This is a genomic window from Lentilitoribacter sp. Alg239-R112 (assembly GCF_900537175.1).
In the GTDB taxonomy this organism is placed as follows: Bacteria; Pseudomonadota; Alphaproteobacteria; order Rhizobiales; family Rhizobiaceae; genus Lentilitoribacter.
Genome location: NZ_LS999833.1, coordinates 1,539,547 through 1,561,491, shown reverse-complemented (window position 1 = coordinate 1,561,491; position 21,945 = coordinate 1,539,547). Strand labels below are relative to the sequence as shown.

The window sequence follows — 21,945 nt, the reverse complement described above, 5'->3', positions numbered from 1 at the left end:
GTGACACATTTATCTATTCGTATATTTTACGCGAATTAAGAAAAAACAGACTTTTTGCTTCCGCAATGCCGTTCACCTATTGCCAAAGCTCTAAAAATCATTAGAAACCAGTTTACCGGAGAGGTGGCCGAGTGGTCGAAGGCGCTCCCCTGCTAAGGGAGTATACCAGGAATGGTATCGAGGGTTCGAATCCCTTCCTCTCCGCCATTTTACGTCTATTGATTCTACATAGCTTTTAGAACCTCGGTGTGGGATTGTACCACTCACGTGCTCGGACTTAGTTATGTATCTAGCTCACCGACATATTGGTTTTCGATTTCAACGCTATATCCAAGAACCTTGAACATGTTCTCGGCAGAACGCCAAAACAGAACCTTTGGAGCACTTATCCGCGCGAGGCATATTATATCGGGTGTTCGTTTGCTCATGATTGTCCTTAATGGTATCAGCAACACATGCGAGACCAGAATAGATAGCACCACCTATGATGCGAGAGCCGACAACAAATCCGACGAATAGGATGATTAAGTTGAATTCCATATTTTCTCCCCGTATTGGCTGCATTTATCACAACAGTTGCGAAAAGTGAGATACATAGGTTGGCCATCGAAAAATCTCTTGCAAAGTACGTCAGATTCTTTATTGCGCGAAGAAGAGCTAACCTCTCGATTTGCACCTCATCCGAACTCTGATAGGTTGAAACAGATACAGAAACATATTGCTAAAAAATAGTTTCGAATAATGGACCTGAAATGGAACGAATACATGGCAGAAATTGATAACGACATATCTTCGGTTGAAGTTTTAGAGTTTACCGACGACCGTGGAGCTGGTTTCTCTTTTTGGGGTGCACTAATTCTCTCGGTTGCTCTGATCATATGGATGGGTAGTGGTTTTATATTTCCATCTGAAGACAAACTAGAGACCGCTGAACAAATTGAAATTTTGCCAGTTGCCGTTGTCGTGAAACTATCATCGGCAAAACCTGTAACGCAGTTTTTTCAAGCCGAAGGTCAGGCGCTTCCTGATAGAGATACGGCTATTCGAGCAGAAACCTCCGGCCAGATTGCTGAAGTGTTTGTCACGAAGGGTCAGGATGTCGAGGCGGGTAGCGTCATTGCTCGATTTGAAACAGCTGAAAAAGAAGCAAATCTTATGCGTTCGCGCGCTGAACTCGAAAGAGCTCAGCGAGACTTTACTAGCGCTAGCAAACTTAAAGAACAAGGTGTTGCGACGGTAGCTCGAGTTACTGAAACCGAAGCTGCACTTGCCTCTGCACGTGCGCAATTGACTGCCGCGGAAGAAGCCTTAGCTGATACCATCATTTCGGCTCCCTTCGCCGGACGTATAGAAACTCTGAGTTTGGACCGTGGTGAGTTTATTCAATCCGGCAACGACGTAGGTAGAATTGTGGATAACGCCCCACTAACAGTGGCTATTCAGGTGCCACAACAGTCACTGCGCCAACTTCAAAATGATCAGCCTGCGCGAGTACTTTTCATTACGGGTGAGGAACGAGCAGGTTCGGTATCATTTGTAGGCACGTCAGCGGCTCAAGATACCCGAACGTTTTTAACAGAAATTGATGTTCCCAATAGTGATGGCGCTATCCCTGCTGGGATATCTGCGAAAATTCAAATTCCCGTTGGTCAAGTTAATGCACATTTCCTATCCCCTTCAGCTGTCTCGCTCAATCAGGATGGTGCACTTGGTGTTAAAGTCGTTGATGAACAGGACACGGTTAGGTTCTACCCAATTGAAGTTGTTCGCGCTCAAATCGAGGGTATCTGGGTAACGGGTTTGCCCGAGAGGGTTAAAATAATAACCGTGGGACAAGGATATGTTCGCGATGGTGAACTCGTCCGTTCGCAAGTTGATACGGCATCAAAAGGTGCGGATAAATGAATCTCCTTATAGATGCTGCTTTCTCGCGCAGCCGAGTGGTCGTGCTGCTCTTACTGATCATCATAATGGTTGGCGCCGTAGCTTACAATTCAATACCTAAAGAATCCGATCCAGAAGTGCCTTTGCCATTGGTTTATGTTTCAACTGGATTGGATGGCATAAGCCCCACCGATGCAGAACGTCTTCTTCTTGAGCCGCTCGAGAGTGAATTTGCTGCAATTGCAGGATTGGACCGCATGGAGAGCCATGCCTCTGAGGGCTTTGCTAGTGTTCAATTAGAGTTTCAGGCTGGGGGCGACATTGATGAAGCGCTAGATAAAGTACGTGAAGCTGCTGATCGAGCTGCAGGTGACCTGCCTGAAGATGCCCATGATATAACTATTACGGAAATAAATACGGCTCTTTTCCCGATTGTTACAGTTATTCTTTCGGGCTCTATACCGGAACGCGCACTTAATCAACTTGCTGAAGATGTTCAAGAAAAAATCGAAGGATTGCCAGGTGTATTAGAGGTCGATATCGGCGGCAAGCGTGATGAATTTTTAGAAGTTCTTATCGATCCGACTGTCTTTCAAACCTATAACCTATCTTTTGAAGAAGTGATTGGTCAAATCCAACGGAACAATCAGCTTATTGCAGCTGGTTCGATTGAAAATGGCTCTGGCCGCGTGGTGCTAAAAGTACCGGGACTAATCGAAGATTTAGATGATGTTTTGACAATGCCAGTTAAGGTTCGGGATGGGACAGTCGTCACCTTTAGCGATGTTGCTTCAATTCGCCGGGCTTTTGATGACCCAACAGGCTTTGCTCGGATTAACGGGCAACCTGCTCTCGCAATGGAAGTGAAGAAGCGGTCTGGTGCCAACATTATCGAAACGGTAGCAAAGGTGAAAGAGCAGATCGAAAGTATGAAGTCGGATTGGCCCGATGCGATCGAAGTTACATACCTGCAAGATCAGTCAGAACCAGTTAAAACTTTTCTTTCAGACCTTGAAGCCAATGTTATTGCGGCCGTGATTTTGGTTATGATTGTCATCGTCTTTGCGCTGGGTCCCCGATCTGCAATTCTTGTTGGGCTGGCAATCCCCGGTGCATTCTTAGCTGGAGTAACTGCGATTTGGATGATGGGTTATACGATGAATATCGTGGTCTTGTTTTCACTTATTCTGGTTGTGGGAATGCTTGTCGATGGTGCTATTGTTACGACGGAACTTGCCGACCGAAAACTGCAGGAAGGAGCAACTGCGAAGGATGCATATGCTTTTGCTGCCAAACGTATGGCATGGCCAATTATCGCATCTACCGCTACGACACTTAGTGTATTCTTTCCGCTTTTATTTTGGACTGGCTTGGTTGGCGAGTTCATGAAGTTCTTACCAATCACGGTTCTTCTCACTCTGTTTGCCTCTTTATTTATGGCGCTTATTTTTATCCCGGTGATTGGTGGTTTGATAGGTAAACGCCAACCACAAACAGCTAAATCAAAGGCCGTATTGCACGCAGCCGAGATAGGTGATCCACGGAAGATGAGTGGTTTGGTTGGTCTTTATGTTCACGTTCTTGAATGGTCGATCCTACGTCCTGGCACTACTGTTCTTCTTGCTGTTGCCATGTTGCTAGGGGCTTTTGGCCTCTACGGCCAACTTGGTAAAGGTGTCACATTCTTTCCCTCTGTTGAACCAGAGTTCATGCAGGTCCAAGTTAGAGCTCGTGATAATATCTCAATTTATGAACGGGATCGTTTGGTGCGTCTGGTTGAGAACAGGTTGCTTAAATATGGAGAAGTATCAAGTGTCTATGCCCGCTCAATGATGAGTGCCGGGCAGGGTGATGAAGAGACAGTAGGTTCAATTCAGCTTGAACTCACCGATTGGGATGAGCGTCGCACTGCAGCTGAAATAGGCGAAGAAATCCGGCAGGATGTTTCAGATATTGCTGGCATCAATGTTCAAGTGCAAACTGAGAGCGGCGGCCCCTCAGGTGGAAAGCCAATTAACCTTCAATTGCGGGTACAGGATGCAAAAGCCCAGTCAGAAGCTGTAAACGTCGTCAGATCGGCAATGGCTAAAATTGGAGGATTTACAGATATAACTGATACAAGACCGCTTCCCGGTGTAGAGCTTTCTATCAATGTTAATAGAGTAGAAGCAGCCCGCTTTGGTGCCGATGTTAGCCTTCTCGGACAAGCCGTTCAGTTACTCACTCAAGGAATTAAGATAGCAACTTTTCGACCTGGCGATATTGATGGTACTCTTGATATTCGTATTAGATTTCCTTACCAGGATCGTTCACTTGCGGAGCTCGGAAGTCTTCGTGTCCCAACGTCATCTGGACTTGTTCCTATTTCAAACTTCGTTGATTTTTCTCCCGCAGAGCGTGTTGGTACCATCCGGCGGATTGATGAGTTACGTGTCGTAACAATTGAAGCAAATGTAGCACCTGGTATTTTAGTAAATGATCAGGTAAGCGAGCTTACATCTGCATTAAACGAAGGAATTTTGCCCGATGGTGTGGACTTTGTTTTTGCAGGTGAAGCTGAAGATCAGAACGAAGCAATGGTATTCCTAGTAGGCGCTTTCATATCAGCAATTGTCTTGATGTTTATGATATTACTACTTCAGTTCAACAGTTTCTATCAGGCATTAATTGTGATGAGCGCGATTGTCTTTTCTGTTGCCGGCGTACTGCTTGGATTACTTATAACTGGACGACCTTTCGGAATTGTAATGGGCGGCATAGGCGTTATTGCGCTCGCTGGTATCGTTGTGAATAACAATATCGTGCTTATTGACACCTTTAATCAGTTGAAAAGAGATGGACAATCATCCCTTGAAGCGGCGCTTAGAACTGGTGCACAACGGCTAAGACCTGTGCTTTTAACATCAATAACAACAGCGCTTGGTCTTATGCCAATGGTAATTGGCCTTAATATAAATTTCTTCACGCGAGATATTGTTTATGGCGCTCCGTCAACACAGTGGTGGACAGAACTTTCTAGCGCGATTGCCGGAGGCTTGGTCGTTGCTACAGTTCTTACTCTCATCGTAACACCTGCCATGTTGATGCTAGGTGAGAAGAAACAGCAGAAATAGTCATTCGTATCGGTGAGTTTTGCGCACCCGAATTCGGTTAAGTAAATGACTCTGACCGAAAGGCTTTAAAGGATAAATATATAGGTGCCGAGAAGCGCATAAATATGAAACCAGACGAACGCCGAGCCTAACTTTTCGGAGTTGCGCAAGAGCTCTTTTTCAGCAGGGTTTGAGGCCACAACGATGGCAGAAATTCTTCTTGTGTCTAGGTTGTCGAACGGTGGCTTTCATCACCACTTCTCATCAAAGGATGAGCCCCTATTTTCCGAGTTTGAACAGCTGCCCGACCGGATAGCTGATAGTTTGGGAGCGGTAGAAGTTAATGTATCCTTGAGTGCAAGAGGCTGATTTATAACCATTTTTTCAATGGAGAGTGAGCTTTTTAAGGGCAGTAATTTTGCCGATCAGATGGAAACGCAATTGATTTTGAATGAACATCAAAGTTTAGGCCTCAACCACCGTCTCAACCGCTTGATTCATGACAAGGCGGCTCCAATATTGGCTAGTATCATCTGAGATTATGCCAAGGGTGGTACTTTAGCAATCTTGGGTGCGGACGTAATATCCAGTCTAATTGTTTATCTAGGCAGACGGCATGATGTTGCTCTCGTTGGTGCCTACATGACCCATCGTATTGAATACTCAGATACATCTGCAAAAAGTCTGCGAGCCGCTCTGAAATTACAGTGCCAATCTATGGGTTTCTGTTGAGCTTTCCGATAGGCACAACTGATTTTGGATGGCCCGGAATATTGGATGCAGTCATAGCCTTACCAAGTAACGGATAATCAGTATTTGCCTTGCTGGATAGCCCCATGTACGTTCGTCAATAGAATAACGAACCATGCGTGAGAGAAGAAGGTAGCTTTCTTAAGGAGCCAGCAATGAAATTTAAAAACTTAGTAATAGCAACGCTTATTATCGTTACGCCATTCTCATCCACTCAGGCCCAATCGAAATATGAAGCTCAACTTTGCGAGGCTGCTAAGACAAACCGCATTATCGAGATGGTTTATGACAAAGACGTCAGCAAAGGTTGTCTTCCGCGCCTTGTTGATGTGCATCAGGTTGCGATTGGCAATAACGGTAAGCTTTACATGCATGGTTGGCAATCCCGTGGTTGCACTAAGGGGCGTGATTACGCTTCCAAACGAATATTCAGATTTGATAAGATCAAATCAGTTGTTGTAATTGAGGGTGTGTTCAGTGAGAAATCTCAATCCATAAAAGCTGATGGTTGGGATGGCTGCATCGGTTCAAATTGCTTTATCAAGGAAAATATCTGCGATTAGAATTTTGTTTTACGTGAGTGCTGCAATGAAAAAAGGAAGTACTGCTTCGTCTACTCAATGGAGTTTCAATGACGCATAATTTTAGAACTGAGGTAGGGTACTGACTGTCCGTCGTCATAGTAAATCAGAAGGCATGCCGAGCCGATGTGGCCTAAGAATATTTTAATTGGTGCACGCGAAAATAATCGAGCGCGATCAGCATGGAAGTCAACAGCGTCGGTGAATAGAGATTTCATTCGACGATCTTTCCCTCAAAATAATTGGCAACCTAGCGTTTTTTGATCGTTGGCACATTAGTACATCTATACTAATTGACTTAGCCATGCGCTGCATCTAAAAATTGATAACAGTATCAACAAATTTGAATGGAAAAAAAATGGGTAAAATGGTTAAGCTGCAAACTTCGTTTAAGGCTTTGGCATTGCTTGGTGGAGCACTTTTGTGTGCAATGTCAACTGCAGGTCAAGCATTGGCGGCGGAAAGCGATCTCGTTATTATGCATAACGGCAGCCCATATTCTGTTTGGACGACTCGTAACAGGTGTCTGAATGCCATGCGCAACAACAACAACAAATGCGTCCCTTTAAGAGCCTGCGGGGGGGACTTGTATTCGACACCAGCCACGAGAAGTGTGGCCGCCGACAAATACAGTAGAGACGGGAGACTCGTAATCCATACACGCTATAGCGGTGAGTTTTGTACCGTCCAAAAATAGCAGGCTCAAGTACACCATATACCTTCGGTTCTCATGCCGGAAATTTGCGAGACGTATTTACGGATCCCAGCTGCAATGTCTGACGTCAGACATTTTTAACTGTGCCCAATGTTTTCTGTTATGTATCCAAACTGACTATTATTGATCATGAAGCAATAGGTTCCGACCAATTTAGCGGCCAATTTCTTCCTCTTCGCCAGATACCTCAACAACTATTTAGACCCATAAAAATGTGTTTCTAATAAGCGAGATGGTTCAGCGTGATATTACAAAAGTTTGGTGTTATGATTTGACTTCAAAAGTTGCAGTATGAACAAGGCTTATCAATCGATGACTGAGAACACTTCTCCGCTTGTCAGGTTTTTGACTTTGGTGACGATGTTCCCGTCCCAGTAGTAGGAAAAGTGCTGGCCTTGTGTCGGAATGCCTGCAATATCGGGCCAAAATAGTGCTGCGGCCAAACCGTCAGGAAATCTCACACTTCGGTATAGGACCCCATTTGAACCACCTTCACGGAGATTGCGCCCCAGGGTTTGAGGCGCTGAGTAATCTTCTAAGTCGTAAAGGTCTGCAAAGGCCGATGTTTCGCTCAGGTCATGAAGTTCAGTGGAGAGCGTCCCGATAAGTTCGCGAAAATCAGAAACCCATCCCGGTTCTTCTGATGTGGCGGCCATAAATTTTCCATGATGGTGCATAGTCTCAAACAAAGCGACTTCTATCCGATCACCTGCATAGTAAACGCCATATGAGCCGTCAGAGAAACGACTTGGCCGATCAGTGGATGTATGTGTAAAAGGAGCCATGGCCCACGATGACCCAGCACCAGAAACCCGACGTTCTTTGGGAATAAGGTCGAGCATGCCCACGCTTTCAGCCAAGCGCGGATTAGTCTTTGTTTCCGCGGATAGAATAGCATCCCAGTCGGATGGGTCAACGATGTCCTCGAACAAATCAATTGGTGGGAAGCGTGACCGGATAATTCGATGCGTCGTTGCCCAGTTTACGTGGACCGTTTTCGGCTTGTTCAATATCAACCACCCCGGACGCTATCGAGGTATCGACGTACGCGCATAATGTCAGTCAATTCGCCAGCAAGCATGATATCAAGAGCAGACGTACCACCAAAAGTGTCGTTGTTTTGACTAATCCATTTATAACCACGTTTGGCGTCGGTAAAGATGATCCGTAGTGCTTTATGGATGCCCATAAGGTTGGACAGGCGTGCCTTTAGATCACGTGGAACACGGCCAACGGAACCAGTTTTCCAACGAGCCCATGTACGTGGTGATAAACCACCCAAAAGTATGGTGGCTTGTGCATCTGATAGGCTCCATTTGGTAAACAGATTGACCACTGCTCGAGCCATAGCCTCGCTCTCCGCATCAGAGATTTCCGGAACGGTAGGTTGATGAGCTGTTTTCTCAATGAGTTGCAGTTGGGGCATTGCAGACTCCTTATATTGCCTTTTGGCATAATATAATACGGATTTCGCCAAAAGGCAAATATTTGAAGTAACTAGAGCTGTTAGAAACAAAGGGGCGAAAGATGACCAGCGCCACTTTGTAGGCATACGCTGTAGAAGTCGGGATCACTATTTCATAGTTTTATCGCTATGGCAGAGTGGTTAACACTGCCTATATTGACTTCTAATCGATGTAATGGGAATTCAATTTCCACCGACATCAAAATATAATGTGATAACATCGATTATGATTATAACTGATAGATTTTAAGTCATGCTAGGGCTAATAAACAGATATCATTGCTGCCAGAATGAATAATAATGCTCCCATTCAAAATCAGACTTTATGCTGGCATGGCTTCGAGCGTGTGCTCAAGCCCCTTTCTGATGTGTTTTTCGAGTAGTTGCCGCGCAAGTTTAGAGTCTCTTGCCAGTGCGGCTTTGAACATGCCTTCATGCTCATCAATAGCTTCTTGGCCACGATATGTGATTACCAACATTTGATATCTGAGATATTTATCGTAGATCGTAGCATGAATATCGAGCAGATTTTTGGAATTACATGCTTCAATTAACGCAAGATGAAACTCCCAATCATATCGTTTCCAGTTCTCTTTCTGGGTTTCATCACCAGCCAGCATACGTATCTCCATCAAATGAAGCTTATGATGTGCGGCCACAAGATTACCTTCCCAATCAGCATCACCATTTTGAACGGATTCTTCCAAGGCAGAACATTCGAGTAAAACCCGTAGGTTTGTAATCTCGATTAAATCTTCTTTGGAAACGGCTGTAACAAAGAAGCCACGCTGTTCCTCTGCCGACACAAATCCTTCACTTGCTAAACGACTAAGCATCTCACGTAATGTAGACAGGCTAGCTGCGTATCGGGCCTTTAGAGTGTCTAGCTTTAGTTTCGACCCCGGTTCCAATTCACCATAGATAATATCATGTTTTATCCGCTGATAGGTGTTCGTGCCGACTGTGCTGACTTGTTTGTTCATAATTTCATTATCATCTGGTTATTTCGCCCATTTCATTAATTTACCAAATTATCTGACAGACAACAATAGTATAATAAATCTGATTATTTAAAAAATATCATATATTATTGTTAATATAAGTTATTAGTGGTAAGGAAGTTGAAATTGAATATCTACGCCAATGGCGGATTAAAAGGATTGGGTTTGTTTGATGGGTGACGTTGTTAATTTGGTTGTTGTTGGGCTAGGCTTAGTTGGTAGGCGTCATGCTGATGCAATTAAGAGGCTTAAAGGTGTTCGGTTAACCGGCATTGTTGAACCTAACCTAACCTCAGAAGATATTTACGACGAGTATGGCGTGCCATGCTTTGCTAGTCTTGCCGACCTATTTGCTCTATCGAAGCCAGACGGCGTAATTGTAGCAACGCCTACACCAAGTCATGTTGAACTGGGTCTTGAAATAATTTCAAATGGCTGTGCTGCCCTCATCGAAAAGCCTCTAGCTGTATCGTCTGTAGAAGCTGAAAACCTTGTTAAATTTGCCATGGAGAAGCAGGTGCCGCTGCTTGTGGGTCACCATAGAAGACACAATCCGCTTATCAAAAAGGCGGCCGAAATTATATCCGACGGAGAGATAGGCAATGTCCGGGCGGTGCATGCGAATTGTTGGTTCTATAAACCAGATCATTACTTTGACCAGGCTCCTTGGCGTAAACACAAAGGTGCAGGGCCAATTTCTGTTAATCTCGTTCATGATATTGATTTGATTAGATATCTTTGCGGGGAGATTTCAACAGTTCAGGCCCAATCAGCTCCATCACAAAGGGGGTTTGAAAATGAAGATGTCGCATCGGTACTTCTGAGTTTTGAAAATGGTGCAGTAGGCACGGTTACCGTATCGGATTCTATTGTGGCTCCGTGGAGTTGGGAACTAACTTCTGGTGAGTATCCGATCTATCCGAAAACCTCTCAAAGTTGTTATAAAATTGGCGGTTCTCATGGGTCATTGTCTGTACCTGATTTAACGATCTGGAAGCACGGTACAGAGCGAGACTGGTGGTCACCAATTACAGCTACATCTATTCCAAGAGAAGCATCCGATCCCCTCGATAATCAAATTATACATTTTGCAAAGGTTGTTTTAGGAGAGGAAGCTCCGCTGGTGACTGGTCTTGAAGGACTGAAAACCCTCCGTGTTGTGGAGGCAATTGGTGAAGCTGCTCAATCTAATTCTCTTATTAAAATTAATGATTTTGCGGAATTACACAATCCAGATGATGTCACATCAGTTCACGCAGTTACTGCATGAATATCCTATGATACAAATAATAATATCAGATATTATTGATAATATATTGCATTAATGGAAAAATAAGATATAGTTTTGCCTTAGATAAATTCACTTATCTATTCATTTCGGAGGAATAAAATGAAAATCGAATTCACACGTAGAAACGTGCTTTCAGCGATTGTGGCAACGGGCATCGTCGTTGGTTCTGCCGCATCTGCATTTGCAATGGACAAAATTCAATTGCGTATGGCAACATCTGGTTCGGAGACTGATCAGCGTTCAATAGCAATGGCTGAGGTGTTTGCACCTGCAGTGGCAGATTTTGCCAGCTACGAGCCGAGCTATAACGGTACCATTTTTGCGCAAGGAACTGAGCTTGATGCGATCAGCCGGGGCAATCTGGAAATGTCGATCACATCTGCGCAAGAACTCGCACAGTTCTTTCCAGAGTTCTCAATTTTTACAGCCGGGTATGTGCATCAAGATGCAGCTCACCAGGTGGCAGTGTTCAACGATCCTTTGATGGATACTTTCAAAGCGAAAGTCGAAGACGAGCTTGGTGTAAAGCTTCTGTCAGTAATGTATCTTGGCCGTCGTCAGGTAAACTTGCGTCAAAGCAAAGATGAATTGACTGTCAACACCCCGGCGGATCTTGCAGGTGTTAACTTGCGTATGCCTGGCACAGATGCTTGGCAGTTCTTGGGCAAAGCACTGGGTGCCGCGCCAACACCTATGGCATTCTCGGAAGTATATACAGCGCTTTCAACTGGTTCTGTAGATGGGCAAGATAACCCGCTGCCGACTGTAGTGGATGCGAAGTTTTTTGAGGTGACAAATCAGATCATTCTAACATCTCACCTTGTTGACCTTAACTACATCGCGATCTCAAAAGCGACGTGGGACAAGATGTCAGCCGATCAGCAGGCAAAAGTACAAGCAGCGGCAGATGCTGCTGCAGAATCTGGTCGCCAAAAGCAGTTGAAACTAGAGGGCGAGCTTGTTGCATTTCTAGAAGAGCAGGGCATGTCTGTCTACGAGCCTGACCTGGCTGCATTCCGCAATCAAGTTCAGTCTATGTATCTCGACAGCGAGTTCGCTGCCACATGGCCTGAAGGTGTTCTTGATCAGATCAACGCGCTTGGTAACTAAGCCGTAATCCGGAGGGGAGAATAGTGATGCAATCTTTGATTAAAACATTCTCCCGTTTGGCCGAAGCGATTGCTGGCGGCATGCTGGCAGCAATCTTTGTCACGTTTTTATTGCAAATCGTTCTGCGCTATTTCTTCACCCCTGCAGGATGGACATTAGAGCTTATTGGTATCTTGTGGGTGTGGGTGATCTTTTTTAGCTGCGCATTTATAGTCAACGAACAAGACCATGTAAAATTTGATATCATATATCTAGCATCGCCTCTTAGAGTTCGCAAAGTTCTCGCATTGATAGCAGCGGCTGCCATCGCCATTGGCATGCTGTATTCGTTTCTGCCGACTTGGGATTACATTGATTGGATGAAAATCCGTAAAACATCTACGGTGCGGAATCCTTTCACAGATGCCAAAATTCCTCTCCGGGATGTGTTCTCGATTTACGCGATTTTCATGCTCGCGGTCATCGTGCGATATGTATGGAGTTTTATAAACATTCTTCGCAATGGACCACCCAAAACTGAACTTGAATTGGCAGTGGATGCTGCTCAACTTGACAGCGACAAAGGCGGGGATGCGTTATGAGTATCGAACTAGCATCATGCCTTCTTACTCTGTTCTTGCTCGCCGGTATCGGCGCTCCCATCGGGTATTCAATACTACTTGCATCGGTCATGTATCTTGGTGTTGCGGGACTTGATGTGGCGCTTGCAGGTGAGAAAATACTGCAAGGTTTTTATACAAGTACCATATTGCTGGCCGTCCCGTTGTTCATCGTTGCCGCAAACATCATGAATGCCGGATCAATTACGGATCGATTACTCAATTTTTGTGTTGCTGCAGTTGGTCGCTTCAAAGGCGGTTTAGGCCATGTTAACGTGGTGGCATCACTCATATTTTCAGGCATGTCGGGGTCCGCTGTTGCAGATGCAGCCGGTATCGGAAAAATCATTATTGAGATGATGACCAAAGATGGTCGTTATAGCCGCGGATATGCCGCAGCGATAACGGCGGCCTCGGCTACTATCGGCCCAATCATTCCACCATCCATTCCCATGGTTCTTTATGCCCTTGTTTCAAAAGCCTCAATTGGTTCGCTATTTCTGGCTGGTATTTTGCCCGGCATACTTATGGGGCTAGTGTTAATGGCAATGAATTATTATCTTGCTGGCAAGCGTGGTTTTGTTATCGAAGAGCCAGTGCCATTGCGGGAATTGCCGCGAAAAACGGCAAATGCATTTCCCGCGTTACTTATGCCTGCGATTCTACTTTACGGAATATATGGGGGCGTGACGACACCGACCGAGGCTGCGGCAGTTGCGGCGTTTTATGCGCTTATGCTTGCTGCAATTTTCTACCGAGCGATTTCGTTGCAAGGACTTTATCGTGTCTTTGTGGATAGTGCTCGTTCCTCTGCTTCGGTTGGTGTCGTTATCGGCGGTGCATTTATTCTGAATTTCATCGTTATCTCTGAACAAATTCCACAAGCTATTTCAGCTTTATTGGAAGGATCAGACGTAAGTCCGGTTGTCTTCCTGATCGCAGTAAATATCCTAATTCTGTTATTAGGGTGCGTGTTGGATGCGACGACAATCATCTTGGTCATTGTTCCATTGTTCATCCCAACGTGCACAGCGCTCGGTATCGATCTGGTGCACTTTGGCGTGTTGGTCGTTGTTAACTCTATGATCGGATTAATCACTCCGCCATATGGCATATTACTCTTTGTGATAAATGCTGTGTCAGACATTCCATTACGGGAGATTATTGCTGAAATTTGGGCATTCCTAGCGGTCTTAGTAGCTGCTCTTTTGGTTATGTTGCTCTTTCCAGATTTGGTGTTGTGGCTACCACGTGTATTTGGGTATCTTGGATGAGTATCGCGATTGCAACGACGACTGTATCGGGTGATTTGATAAGCAAGTTCGATAAAATCGCTGATGCAGGTTTTCAAAACGTTGAATTAAATGAATATGACTTCATCGGGTTTAATGGCTCAGCAGGGGATGTTGCAGCACTTGCCAAAGATAGAGGCTTAAACATTCAGCTGCTTCAACCCTTTATGGACCTTGAAGGGTTTTCTGGCGAAGCAAAAACACATGCTTTTGATCGCTTAGAACAGAAACTTGATCTGATGCGCGCTCTAGATACCAGACTTCTTCTGGTTTGCTCCAATTGCGATCAACATGCATCGGGCCGTAGTGAGGATATTGTATCTGACCTGTATGAACTTGCTTCTCGTGCGCAAAAAAAGGATGTCAGAATTGCATATCTAGCTTTACCATGGGCGGCCCATATTACAACAGAGCTGCAGGCTTATGAGATGATCAAGCAGATAGACCATCCTAATTTGGGCTTATGTATTAATTCCCGCCTAACGCTAGGTGATGGCTCCCGACCCGCGCGAATTAGAGAAGTTGATGGCAAATATGTGTTTCATGTCCAATTGTCTGACATGCTCAGAACCAATAACGATTTACCAATTTTGAGTAATCAATTTGGTGTATTACCAGGCCAAGGAAACCTTAATATTTCAGGACTGGTACGCCTTCTCGTCAATTGTGGATATACGGGTAATTGGTCTTCGAGTGATGTTGGTAGTCGGCGTTCGTTTGATAATGGTACGACTGTTGCAACAGATGCCTTTCGCGCACTTGTCAACGTATTAGATGACGTTAGATCAAATACACCTAATGCGAACTTTAATATTCCCCGACTGGCGGAACGTGTTTATGCATCCGGTTTTGAATTTATAGAGTTTGCTGTCGATAGTGAAAGTCGAGACACTCTTATAAGTCTTCTTACATCGCTACGTTTTAGAAAAGAACGTCACCATCTCACGAAGTCCGTTGAGCTGTGGCGGCAGGGTTCGATCAATATAGTCGTCAATTCGGATAAGGAGGGATACGCGCGGCAAGCATTTGATAAACACGGCGCTACTGTCTGCGATATGGGCTTGCGAGTACAGGATGCTGGAAAAACCGTCGAAAGGGCTATGACGCTTGGGTCGCCAGAGTTTTCGCAAGCATTGGGAACAGGTGAATTAAATATTCCAGCGATTAAAGGCGTGGGGGGTAACGTCGTTCATTTCATAGATGAAAAATCTGACCTACATCACGTCTGGGATATTGAATTTGAACCAACCGTAATTGAAGATGTAAAACAACCAGCAGGCCTGAGACGTATCGATCATGTTGCGCAGACAATGAGATACGATGAAATGCAGAGTTGGTTACTTTACTATACAACAACCTTCGAGATGGAAAAAACATCAATTGTCGATGTTGTTGACCCCTCAGGCATTGTAGCAAGTCAGGCCATTCGCAGTCCTGAGGGTGAAGTTCGATTAAATCTCAATGGAGTTGCAGGAAGCAACACAATTGGGGGAAACTTTTTGACAGATAGTGTAGGGGCCGGTGTTCAGCATATAGCATTTCTGACAGATGATATCTTTGAAACATCGAACCTGTTGGCAGAAGCAGATTTTCAACGCCTTGAAATATCGCCTAACTACTATTCGAACCTTCAAAATGAATTAGGCTTGTCAGCGGAACTCGTTCAACAATTGCAGGCGGGTAATATCCTGTATTCTCGACATGACGACGGCGAATATTTTCAAATTTACAGTCAGTCTATATTTAGTGGTTTGTTCTTTGAGGTCGTGGAACGACGAAATCGGTATGATGGATATGGTGCGGAAAATGCACCTATTCGCCTTGCGGCCCAAGCACAAATCAAGCTCAATCAAAAGGCAGCAACAACATGACGGAAAGTGCAGACGCGGCATCCATTCGAAAATGGTGGCGTACATCGATAATTGACATGAAGCCCGGTCAAATTGCCTTTAGGGGCGAGCCGATTCAGGACTTGATTGGAAATATCACATTCCCTCAAATGATTTGGATGATGACACGAGGTCAGCTTCCTGATGAAAAGCAGGCTCAGCTATTTGAAGCAGCATTGGTAGCAGGTGTAGATCACGGCCCGCAAGCACCCTCAATCGCTGCATCACGTATGGCAATTACATGTGGTATTGGGCTCAACAATGCAATGGCGACGGGCGTGAATATGCTTGGCGATGTGCATGGTGGGGCGGGTGAACAATGTGCAGAGCTCTACTATGACATTGATCGGCTTATGGGGAGTTCAGGTTCACTGAAAGGCGCCGTCCAAGTTGGGCTTGCTAACTGGAAAGAAAAACATGGAAAAATTGTCAGCGGTTTTGGCCACAGGTTTCATAAGCCTGTTGATCCACGTGCTCCGCGGCTAATGGAACTTGTTAGGAACGCTGCATCTGAAGGTACTGTTGATGGGAAGTTTGCCGCCATCGGTGAGGCCGTACAAAACCAGTTGGCAGAAGACCGAGGTGGTCGTCCGATTGCCATGAACATTGATGGGGCAACAGCCGTGATATTTTGTGAACTTGGGTTTCCAGCACCATTATCACGCGGACTATTCTGTCTTTCCCGATCCGTCGGTATTTTATCGCATGCATGGGAACAAATGGAACAAGGTGCTCGTAATAAGGGCCCGATGCCGACGAATTTTTTACCTCTCTATGAGCCAGAGGAATAAGAGGGCCAAATGACTAGACAATTCAAAGTGGGATTGATTGGGTGCGGCCGGATTAGCGACATATATCTAAAAAATTGCCAACGATTCCCGTTGTTGGATGTTGTCGCTTGCGCAGCGCTCGATATCGAAGAAGCAAAAGCAAAGGCTGAAAAGTATCAAATTCCAAGTGCTGTGACACCGCAAGAGATTTTTGAAAATGATGAGATTGAATGTGTTTTGAACTTAACAATTCCTGCAGCGCATTCGGAAATTTCTTTAACAGCCTTACATGCCGGAAAGCATGTTTACTCTGAAAAACCTTTTGTAACAGATTTAACCGATGGCCAGAAAATTCTAGATCTCGCCACTGAGAAAAGTCTTTTAGTAGGGAATGCGCCGGACACATTTTTGGGCGGTCGCTGGCAGACCTGTCGCGAGTTGATCGACCAAGGGGTCATTGGCAAGCCAACAGGTGTATCAGCTTTTGTTGGAACCCATGGTGTCGAGCGTCATCATCCCAACCCGGATTTTTATTATAAACTTGGCGGTGGTCCACTCTTGGATTTGGGACCTTATTATCTCACCGCGATGGTGTTTCTACTTGGGCCGATTAAAAGTGTTTCTGGAATGGCGCGACGCACATTTGATCAGCGTATGATCGAAAATGGCCCCAGATATGGTGAGATGATGGATGTTGAAGTTGATACTCATGTTCTGTCCAATCTGGAATTTCAGTCCGGCGAGATCGGTACAATGACCATGAGTTTTGATGTTTGGGATTCAGAGACTCCTAGATTTGAAATTTATGGGGAGGAGGGAACGATTTGTATTCCTGATCCTGACCCTGTTCATGGGGCAAACATCTTTGGTGGTGAGGTTTGGTTCCGCACCAAAAATAATTCTCGCTGGACGCACCAACCCCGCCCGACGGGTCGGGAAAATTGGTTGATTGCGGAGAACAATTTTGGATTTAATGATGATTGCCGTGGCTTGGGTTTACTTGACCTTGCGCACTCGTTCAGAACCGGCGCACCTCACCGCGCAAATGGTGTTTTGGCCATGCATATTTGCGAGGTTATGGAGGGGATCTTAAAATCAGCAAAAACCGGGTCCAATGAAATCATGAAGACTTCATGCGAACGGCCGCGTCCGATGAGTAATTTAAGCAGTGATCAATATGGAGCAACACAATGAGTGTTCAAAAACTCGATTTTGCCGAACCGTTTTTCTCGGTAAGATTTTTGCAGGATGAGTTGGAGTATGATGTGAATGGTCGCGTTATTTTGCTCAACCTAGCGGATGAGGCCATTCAAATACATGAACAGAGTTTGGCACATCTCAATTCTGTAATCGCTGTTAATACCAGCATTAAAAATATCAAACGCGCTGTGATTATTGAACGCTTTGATGATCATGAAGACGATGAAACTTTGTATCGCGCTGTTAAACAAAAATGGCCATCAGCTTATGAAGTTCGCGGTGAAGAAAGGCTTAAGGGCGTCAGCCATTATATGTCGCCTAAGGTTTGGGCCGGTAACATTGGGCTTACCATGTATCATTCAGGATCTGTACCTTTAAATGTGGGATTGCATAAAGAACACCCGTTTTGTCCAGTGCCGGGATTTCGTGAAGTTCATACCCAAATCGTGGGCATTGGTAAGATGCAGCAGTGTTATGAAAAAGATATAGCGACGCTTTACTTCGAGGAAACTATGGCGCCGGGACATACGCATAAATCGATGTTTGATGAAGAGGGCAATTATCCCTGGCATCAATTTGAAACCATTACGCCCAGTATTTTTATGGCGGTTGAGATGTTGCCGGTTGGTGCAACACCGCCACGTTAGTTTTTAATAGGTGATATAATGACAAAAGAGTTCTTTTCACAAGTTACCAACTTAGAGCAAGCTTTTCCAAAACCAGATCGTAGATTGCGACTTGGTGTTGTAGGTGGAGGGCGAATTTCGCAAACACAAGCCATGGCCGCACGACAGAGCGACCGATGGGAGATTGTCGCTGGGGCTCTCTCTTCAAACAAAGACAAGGCCAAAGCCCTTGGTGCTGAATGGTACCTTGATGATGATCGTTGCTACACATCTTTTGAGAATATGGCACAACAAGAAGCCCAACACCCACAGGGTGTTGATGCTGTGATGATCACGACGCCCAATCATGTTCATTTCGATGCTGCTAAGGCATTTATCGAAAGTGGAATTGATGTCTTATGTGATAAACCACTTACCAATGAGGTGGATGAAGCAGTCGCGCTTGCTGATCTGACGCGACAATCAGGTCTGATTTTCGGTGTGGGCTATGCAATGTCTTGCTTTGCAATGATCAGACAGGCAAAAGAAATTGTCGCTAACGGTGGCATCGGTAAAGTCAATCAAATTCATGTTGAATTTATGCAGGATTGGATGACACCCGACGATATCGGTGAGGCGGAACATGTGAAATGGAGGCTGGATCCTAAAAAGTCTGGTGCAACAAGTTGTACGGGTGATATCGCTACTCATGCGGCACATTTAGCAACATTTGTCTCCGGATTACCAATGACACATCTGCGAGCTGAGATGCATGTTTGCGGATCTCCAAAGCCACTAGAAGACACTGTTTTTATGAATACGCGCTTTGCCAATAGCGTTCCTGGTACCTTGATGGCGACACGTTTGGCACCTGGTAATCGCGGTGGATTGCGCCTGCGCATTTTTGGCAGTGAAGGGGGCATTGAATGGGATTTGGAGCATAGTGAATATTTAAAGCATGCGCGATTTGGGGAACCTGATCGGATTTTAAGCCGCGGCCATGGTCATGGAATTGCATCAAATGTTGAGCGCTTGGTCAGAACGGGGCGCGGATTCCCAGAAGGTTTGATTGAGGCTTGGGCAAATTTATACACTGAGTTTGCAACGGCAGTTGCCGCGCGAAGAGACGGATTAACCTTACCAAACGACTATTTGGCCTATCCAGATGTTGAAGATGGTGCAGAAGGTGTGAAGTTTATCCATGCCACGGTTCAATCCAATGCCGCAGGTGGAAGTTGGGTGGAAATTTTGTAATCACCTTTTGAGAATTAAAAGTTGATACTTTAAAAAATATCTGATATTTTTGTTTATATAATATAATACGAGATATATTGGACGTTATTTAAGGTGTCATCTTGCATTCAACAGCCGACCCAAAACTAAATTCAACTGGTCTAGCGGAGCCTTTATATTCACTGGCTCATTTGACCCTGATTGAATGTTCCGCGCCAGAATTGGTCTATATCGCTGCCCGCGCGGGTTATGACGCGGTTAGCCCAAGATTTATCCCAATGAATGTCGCGGGTGAATTTGCATGTTGGCCAGAAGATACTTCCTTGGTGGGTGCTACAAAATTGGCTCTTAAAACGACCGGTCTTAAGGTTCTAGATATGGAGTTAGCACGCATCACAGATGAGTGTGACCCGAGGTCATTCAAACCTGCAATAGAACTCGGTGGCGAGCTGGGAGCGAAACGATTGATTATGAGTGCTTGGACGAGCAGTCGTGATGATCGTGATTTCCTCGTTGATTGCTATGCAGAGACTTGTGAATTAGCAGCACCATATGAGTTGAGTGTTGATCTCGAATTTCCATCCTTTTCAAGATTACGTACATTGGATGAAACTCTTGATATCGTGCGGGCAGCGGACCAGGAAAATTCTGGCATTCTTATCGATACCCTGTACATGCACTTATCTCGTGTCGATATTGCCGAACTCTCTCATGTACCAAGTGAATATCTAAACTTTTTACACATATCAGATGCACTTCCAGGAATTGCCGATACGAGAGAAGGCATGATTCAGTTGGCGCGAGATGCGCGATTATATCCTGGAGAAGGTTGTATCGATTTTAAACGAATAATCGAACGTCTTCCTATTTTAGATTACTCAATAGAACTTCCGAATAAAACAAGAACCCAGGAGCTTGGGTTTGAAGAACATGCGCGTCGATGTTTGCAGCACGCAAAACGAACTTTCGGAGATGTTTCATCGCAAAGAAGAATTGCCAATGGCGAATCTGCAATGCTGTCTCCTCCCGACTTCACAAAAACAAAAGAGATTGAAAATGGCACGAGAACTTAACGAAGCTGATAGAGCTCTAGTAGCAAGCATGCTCACTCGAGCACGCGCTGCAATGGCTGAAGTAGAAGATTACTCACAGGAACAACTTGATCGCCTTGCGCAAGCAATTGGCTGGTATGCAGGTAACGAGGAAACTTTCACAAAGCTAGCTCAAATGGGCGTTGATGAAAGTACGATAGGTGACCGTGAAGGGCGCCCGGGTAAACGATTTAAAATCCATGGTGTATTGCGGGATGCTCTTCGTCAAAAAAGTACAGGTGTTGTTGAAGTTGAGGTTTCCAAAGGGATTATGAAATATGCAAAACCTGCGGGTGTCATAGCGTCACTTATTCCTATGACAAACCCTGCTCTGACGCCCCCCGTAACGGGTATCTATGCGGCAAAAGCAAGAGATGCCGTTATCTTTTCTCCCCATCCTCGGACGAAGGTTACAACCAATAAGATGGTTGAGGTAATGCGTGCTGCTTGTAAAGCTGTAGGGGCACCAGAAGATCTATTTCAGTGCGTAGAAGAACCATCAATCGCAATCACTCAGCATCTTATGGAAGTATGTGACTTGACGCTTGCTACGGGTGGCAAGCCGATGGTCAAAGCTGCATATTCATCCGGTCGTCCAGCATACGGTGTCGGGGCAGGGAACTCCTCTATTGTAATTGACGAGACTGCCGATATTGAGATAGCTGCTGCAAACACACGTATGTCAAAAACATCTGATTTTGGCTCCGGGTGCTCTGCTGATGGCAATATCATCATTCAGTCATCGATCTATAAAGAATTGGTTGCAGCACTTGTGAACGAGGGTGGTTACCTTTGTAATGATGATGAAAAAATAGCGCTCGAAAAAGCGATGTGGGATGAAAAAGGCAACCGTACTTTCCCAACCATCGCATGCCGTCCACAACAAACAGCAAAAGAGGCCGGTTTTGAAATTCCTGATGATCGCAAATTTTTGATGGTTGAAAACCAAGGGCAAATTGGTCCCGAGCACAAGTTTTCTAAGGAAAAGCTGACAACGCTAATGGCACTCTACCATTTCGATGAATTTGAAGATGCTCTCAGTATTGTTGAAGCAATCTACAATGTTGGTGGTAAAGGTCATTCATGTGGCATTTATTCCCATAATGATGATCACATCGATGCTCTTGCTCGACTAGCGCCAGTTAGTCGGATGATGGTGCGTCAACCCCAGTCGAAGGCTAATGCAGGCTCATATACAAATGGTATGCCGATGACTTCCAGTCTCGGCTGCGGGATTTGGGGTGGAAATATCACCAATGAAAATGTCACGCTAAAGCACTTCATGAATTACACTTGGGTTTCTCGCCCAATTCCTGAAGATAAGCCATCAGATGAAGAGCTGTTCGGTGAATTTTTCAACAAAAAGGCGATATAATT

General features: G+C 45.1%; 19 protein-coding genes and 1 tRNA gene. 15 read left to right on the top strand and 5 right to left on the bottom strand.

The features are described from left to right. Nucleotides 1-117 precede the first annotated feature (117 nt). Nucleotides 118-207, top strand: a tRNA-Ser gene (locus tag G3W54_RS07920). Nucleotides 208-324: 117 nt separating this feature from the next. Here G3W54_RS07920 and G3W54_RS07915 read toward each other — a convergent pair. After that, complete coding sequence (locus tag G3W54_RS07915) at nucleotides 325-540, bottom strand: hypothetical protein (RefSeq protein ID WP_162652541.1); 216 nt, start codon at nucleotides 538-540, stop codon at nucleotides 325-327. Between the two features lie 225 nt (nucleotides 541-765). Between G3W54_RS07915 and G3W54_RS07910 the strand changes: the two genes are divergently transcribed. The 3 genes from G3W54_RS07910 (at nucleotide 766) to G3W54_RS07895 (ending at nucleotide 6,289) form a co-directional block, all read left to right on the top strand. Beyond that, complete coding sequence (locus G3W54_RS07910) at nucleotides 766-1,905, top strand: efflux RND transporter periplasmic adaptor subunit (RefSeq protein ID WP_197742803.1); 1,140 nt, start codon at nucleotides 766-768, stop codon at nucleotides 1,903-1,905. Further along, the gene (locus tag G3W54_RS07905) at nucleotides 1,902-4,997 is read left to right on the top strand and encodes an efflux RND transporter permease subunit (protein ID WP_162652539.1); all 3,096 of its coding nucleotides are present in this window, start codon (nucleotides 1,902-1,904) and stop codon (nucleotides 4,995-4,997) included. Before G3W54_RS07910 ends, G3W54_RS07905 begins: the two co-directional genes overlap by 4 nt. Nucleotides 4,998-5,881: 884 nt before the next feature. Continuing rightward, nucleotides 5,882-6,289 (top strand): WYL domain-containing protein, encoded by a 408-nt coding sequence (locus tag G3W54_RS07895; RefSeq protein ID WP_162652537.1) that lies wholly within the window; start codon nucleotides 5,882-5,884, stop codon nucleotides 6,287-6,289. 65 nt (nucleotides 6,290-6,354) lie between these two features. Here G3W54_RS07895 and G3W54_RS07890 read toward each other — a convergent pair whose 3' ends face one another. The 4 genes from G3W54_RS07890 to G3W54_RS07875 all read right to left on the bottom strand — a co-directional run bounded on the left by G3W54_RS07890 (nucleotide 6,355) and on the right by G3W54_RS07875 (nucleotide 9,470). Continuing rightward, the gene (locus G3W54_RS07890; protein ID WP_162652536.1) at nucleotides 6,355-6,525 is read right to left on the bottom strand and encodes a hypothetical protein; all 171 of its coding nucleotides are present in this window, start codon (nucleotides 6,523-6,525) and stop codon (nucleotides 6,355-6,357) included. An 802-nt stretch (nucleotides 6,526-7,327) separates the two neighbouring features. Beyond that, the gene (locus tag G3W54_RS07885) at nucleotides 7,328-8,032 is read right to left on the bottom strand and encodes an RES family NAD+ phosphorylase (protein ID WP_162652535.1); all 705 of its coding nucleotides are present in this window, start codon (nucleotides 8,030-8,032) and stop codon (nucleotides 7,328-7,330) included. Nucleotides 8,033-8,034: 2 nt separating this feature from the next. After that, the gene (locus G3W54_RS07880; RefSeq protein ID WP_162652534.1) at nucleotides 8,035-8,448 is read right to left on the bottom strand and encodes an MbcA/ParS/Xre antitoxin family protein; all 414 of its coding nucleotides are present in this window, start codon (nucleotides 8,446-8,448) and stop codon (nucleotides 8,035-8,037) included. Nucleotides 8,449-8,810: 362 nt separating this feature from the next. Further along, nucleotides 8,811-9,470 (bottom strand): GntR family transcriptional regulator, encoded by a 660-nt coding sequence (locus G3W54_RS07875; RefSeq protein ID WP_162652533.1) that lies wholly within the window; start codon nucleotides 9,468-9,470, stop codon nucleotides 8,811-8,813. 190 nt (nucleotides 9,471-9,660) lie between these two features. On the opposite strand from G3W54_RS07875, the gene G3W54_RS07870 reads away from it, so the two are divergent. The 11 genes from G3W54_RS07870 to G3W54_RS07820 all read left to right on the top strand — a co-directional run bounded on the left by G3W54_RS07870 (nucleotide 9,661) and on the right by G3W54_RS07820 (nucleotide 21,943). Next, on the top strand, nucleotides 9,661-10,758 hold the full coding sequence (locus tag G3W54_RS07870; RefSeq protein ID WP_162652532.1) for a Gfo/Idh/MocA family oxidoreductase: 1,098 nt from the start codon (nucleotides 9,661-9,663) through the stop codon (nucleotides 10,756-10,758). A 120-nt stretch (nucleotides 10,759-10,878) separates the two neighbouring features. Continuing rightward, complete coding sequence (gene dctP, locus G3W54_RS07865) at nucleotides 10,879-11,889, top strand: TRAP transporter substrate-binding protein DctP (protein WP_162652531.1); 1,011 nt, start codon at nucleotides 10,879-10,881, stop codon at nucleotides 11,887-11,889. Between the two features lie 26 nt (nucleotides 11,890-11,915). Then, nucleotides 11,916-12,470 carry a TRAP transporter small permease subunit gene (locus G3W54_RS07860; protein ID WP_162652530.1) on the top strand — a complete coding sequence of 185 codons (555 nt, stop codon included), beginning with the start codon at nucleotides 11,916-11,918 and terminating at the stop codon, nucleotides 12,468-12,470. Continuing rightward, complete coding sequence (locus tag G3W54_RS07855; RefSeq protein WP_162652529.1) at nucleotides 12,467-13,762, top strand: TRAP transporter large permease; 1,296 nt, start codon at nucleotides 12,467-12,469, stop codon at nucleotides 13,760-13,762. Before G3W54_RS07860 ends, G3W54_RS07855 begins: the two co-directional genes overlap by 4 nt. After that, entirely contained in the window at nucleotides 13,759-15,651 is a 1,893-nt protein-coding gene (locus tag G3W54_RS07850) for a sugar phosphate isomerase/epimerase and 4-hydroxyphenylpyruvate domain-containing protein (RefSeq protein ID WP_162652528.1), read from the top strand. Before G3W54_RS07855 ends, G3W54_RS07850 begins: the two co-directional genes overlap by 4 nt. Continuing rightward, nucleotides 15,648-16,460 (top strand): citryl-CoA lyase, encoded by an 813-nt coding sequence (locus G3W54_RS07845; protein ID WP_162652527.1) that lies wholly within the window; start codon nucleotides 15,648-15,650, stop codon nucleotides 16,458-16,460. The genes G3W54_RS07850 and G3W54_RS07845 overlap by 4 nt, the downstream gene beginning before the upstream one ends. Before the next feature lie 9 nt (nucleotides 16,461-16,469). Further along, nucleotides 16,470-17,633: a Gfo/Idh/MocA family oxidoreductase gene (locus tag G3W54_RS07840; protein ID WP_162652526.1), complete on the top strand. Its 1,164-nt coding sequence runs from the start codon at nucleotides 16,470-16,472 to the stop codon at nucleotides 17,631-17,633. After that, nucleotides 17,630-18,286: a hypothetical protein gene (locus G3W54_RS07835; protein WP_162652525.1), complete on the top strand. Its 657-nt coding sequence runs from the start codon at nucleotides 17,630-17,632 to the stop codon at nucleotides 18,284-18,286. Before G3W54_RS07840 ends, G3W54_RS07835 begins: the two co-directional genes overlap by 4 nt. 18 nt (nucleotides 18,287-18,304) lie before the next feature. Beyond that, nucleotides 18,305-19,498, top strand: a complete 1,194-nt coding sequence (locus tag G3W54_RS07830) for a Gfo/Idh/MocA family oxidoreductase (RefSeq protein ID WP_162652524.1) — start codon at nucleotides 18,305-18,307, stop codon at nucleotides 19,496-19,498. A gap of 101 nt (nucleotides 19,499-19,599) precedes the next feature. Continuing rightward, nucleotides 19,600-20,550: a sugar phosphate isomerase/epimerase gene (locus G3W54_RS07825; RefSeq protein WP_162652523.1), complete on the top strand. Its 951-nt coding sequence runs from the start codon at nucleotides 19,600-19,602 to the stop codon at nucleotides 20,548-20,550. After that, complete coding sequence (locus tag G3W54_RS07820) at nucleotides 20,534-21,943, top strand: aldehyde dehydrogenase family protein (protein WP_162652522.1); 1,410 nt, start codon at nucleotides 20,534-20,536, stop codon at nucleotides 21,941-21,943. Before G3W54_RS07825 ends, G3W54_RS07820 begins: the two co-directional genes overlap by 17 nt. The last annotated feature ends 2 nt before the right edge of the window (nucleotides 21,944-21,945 follow it).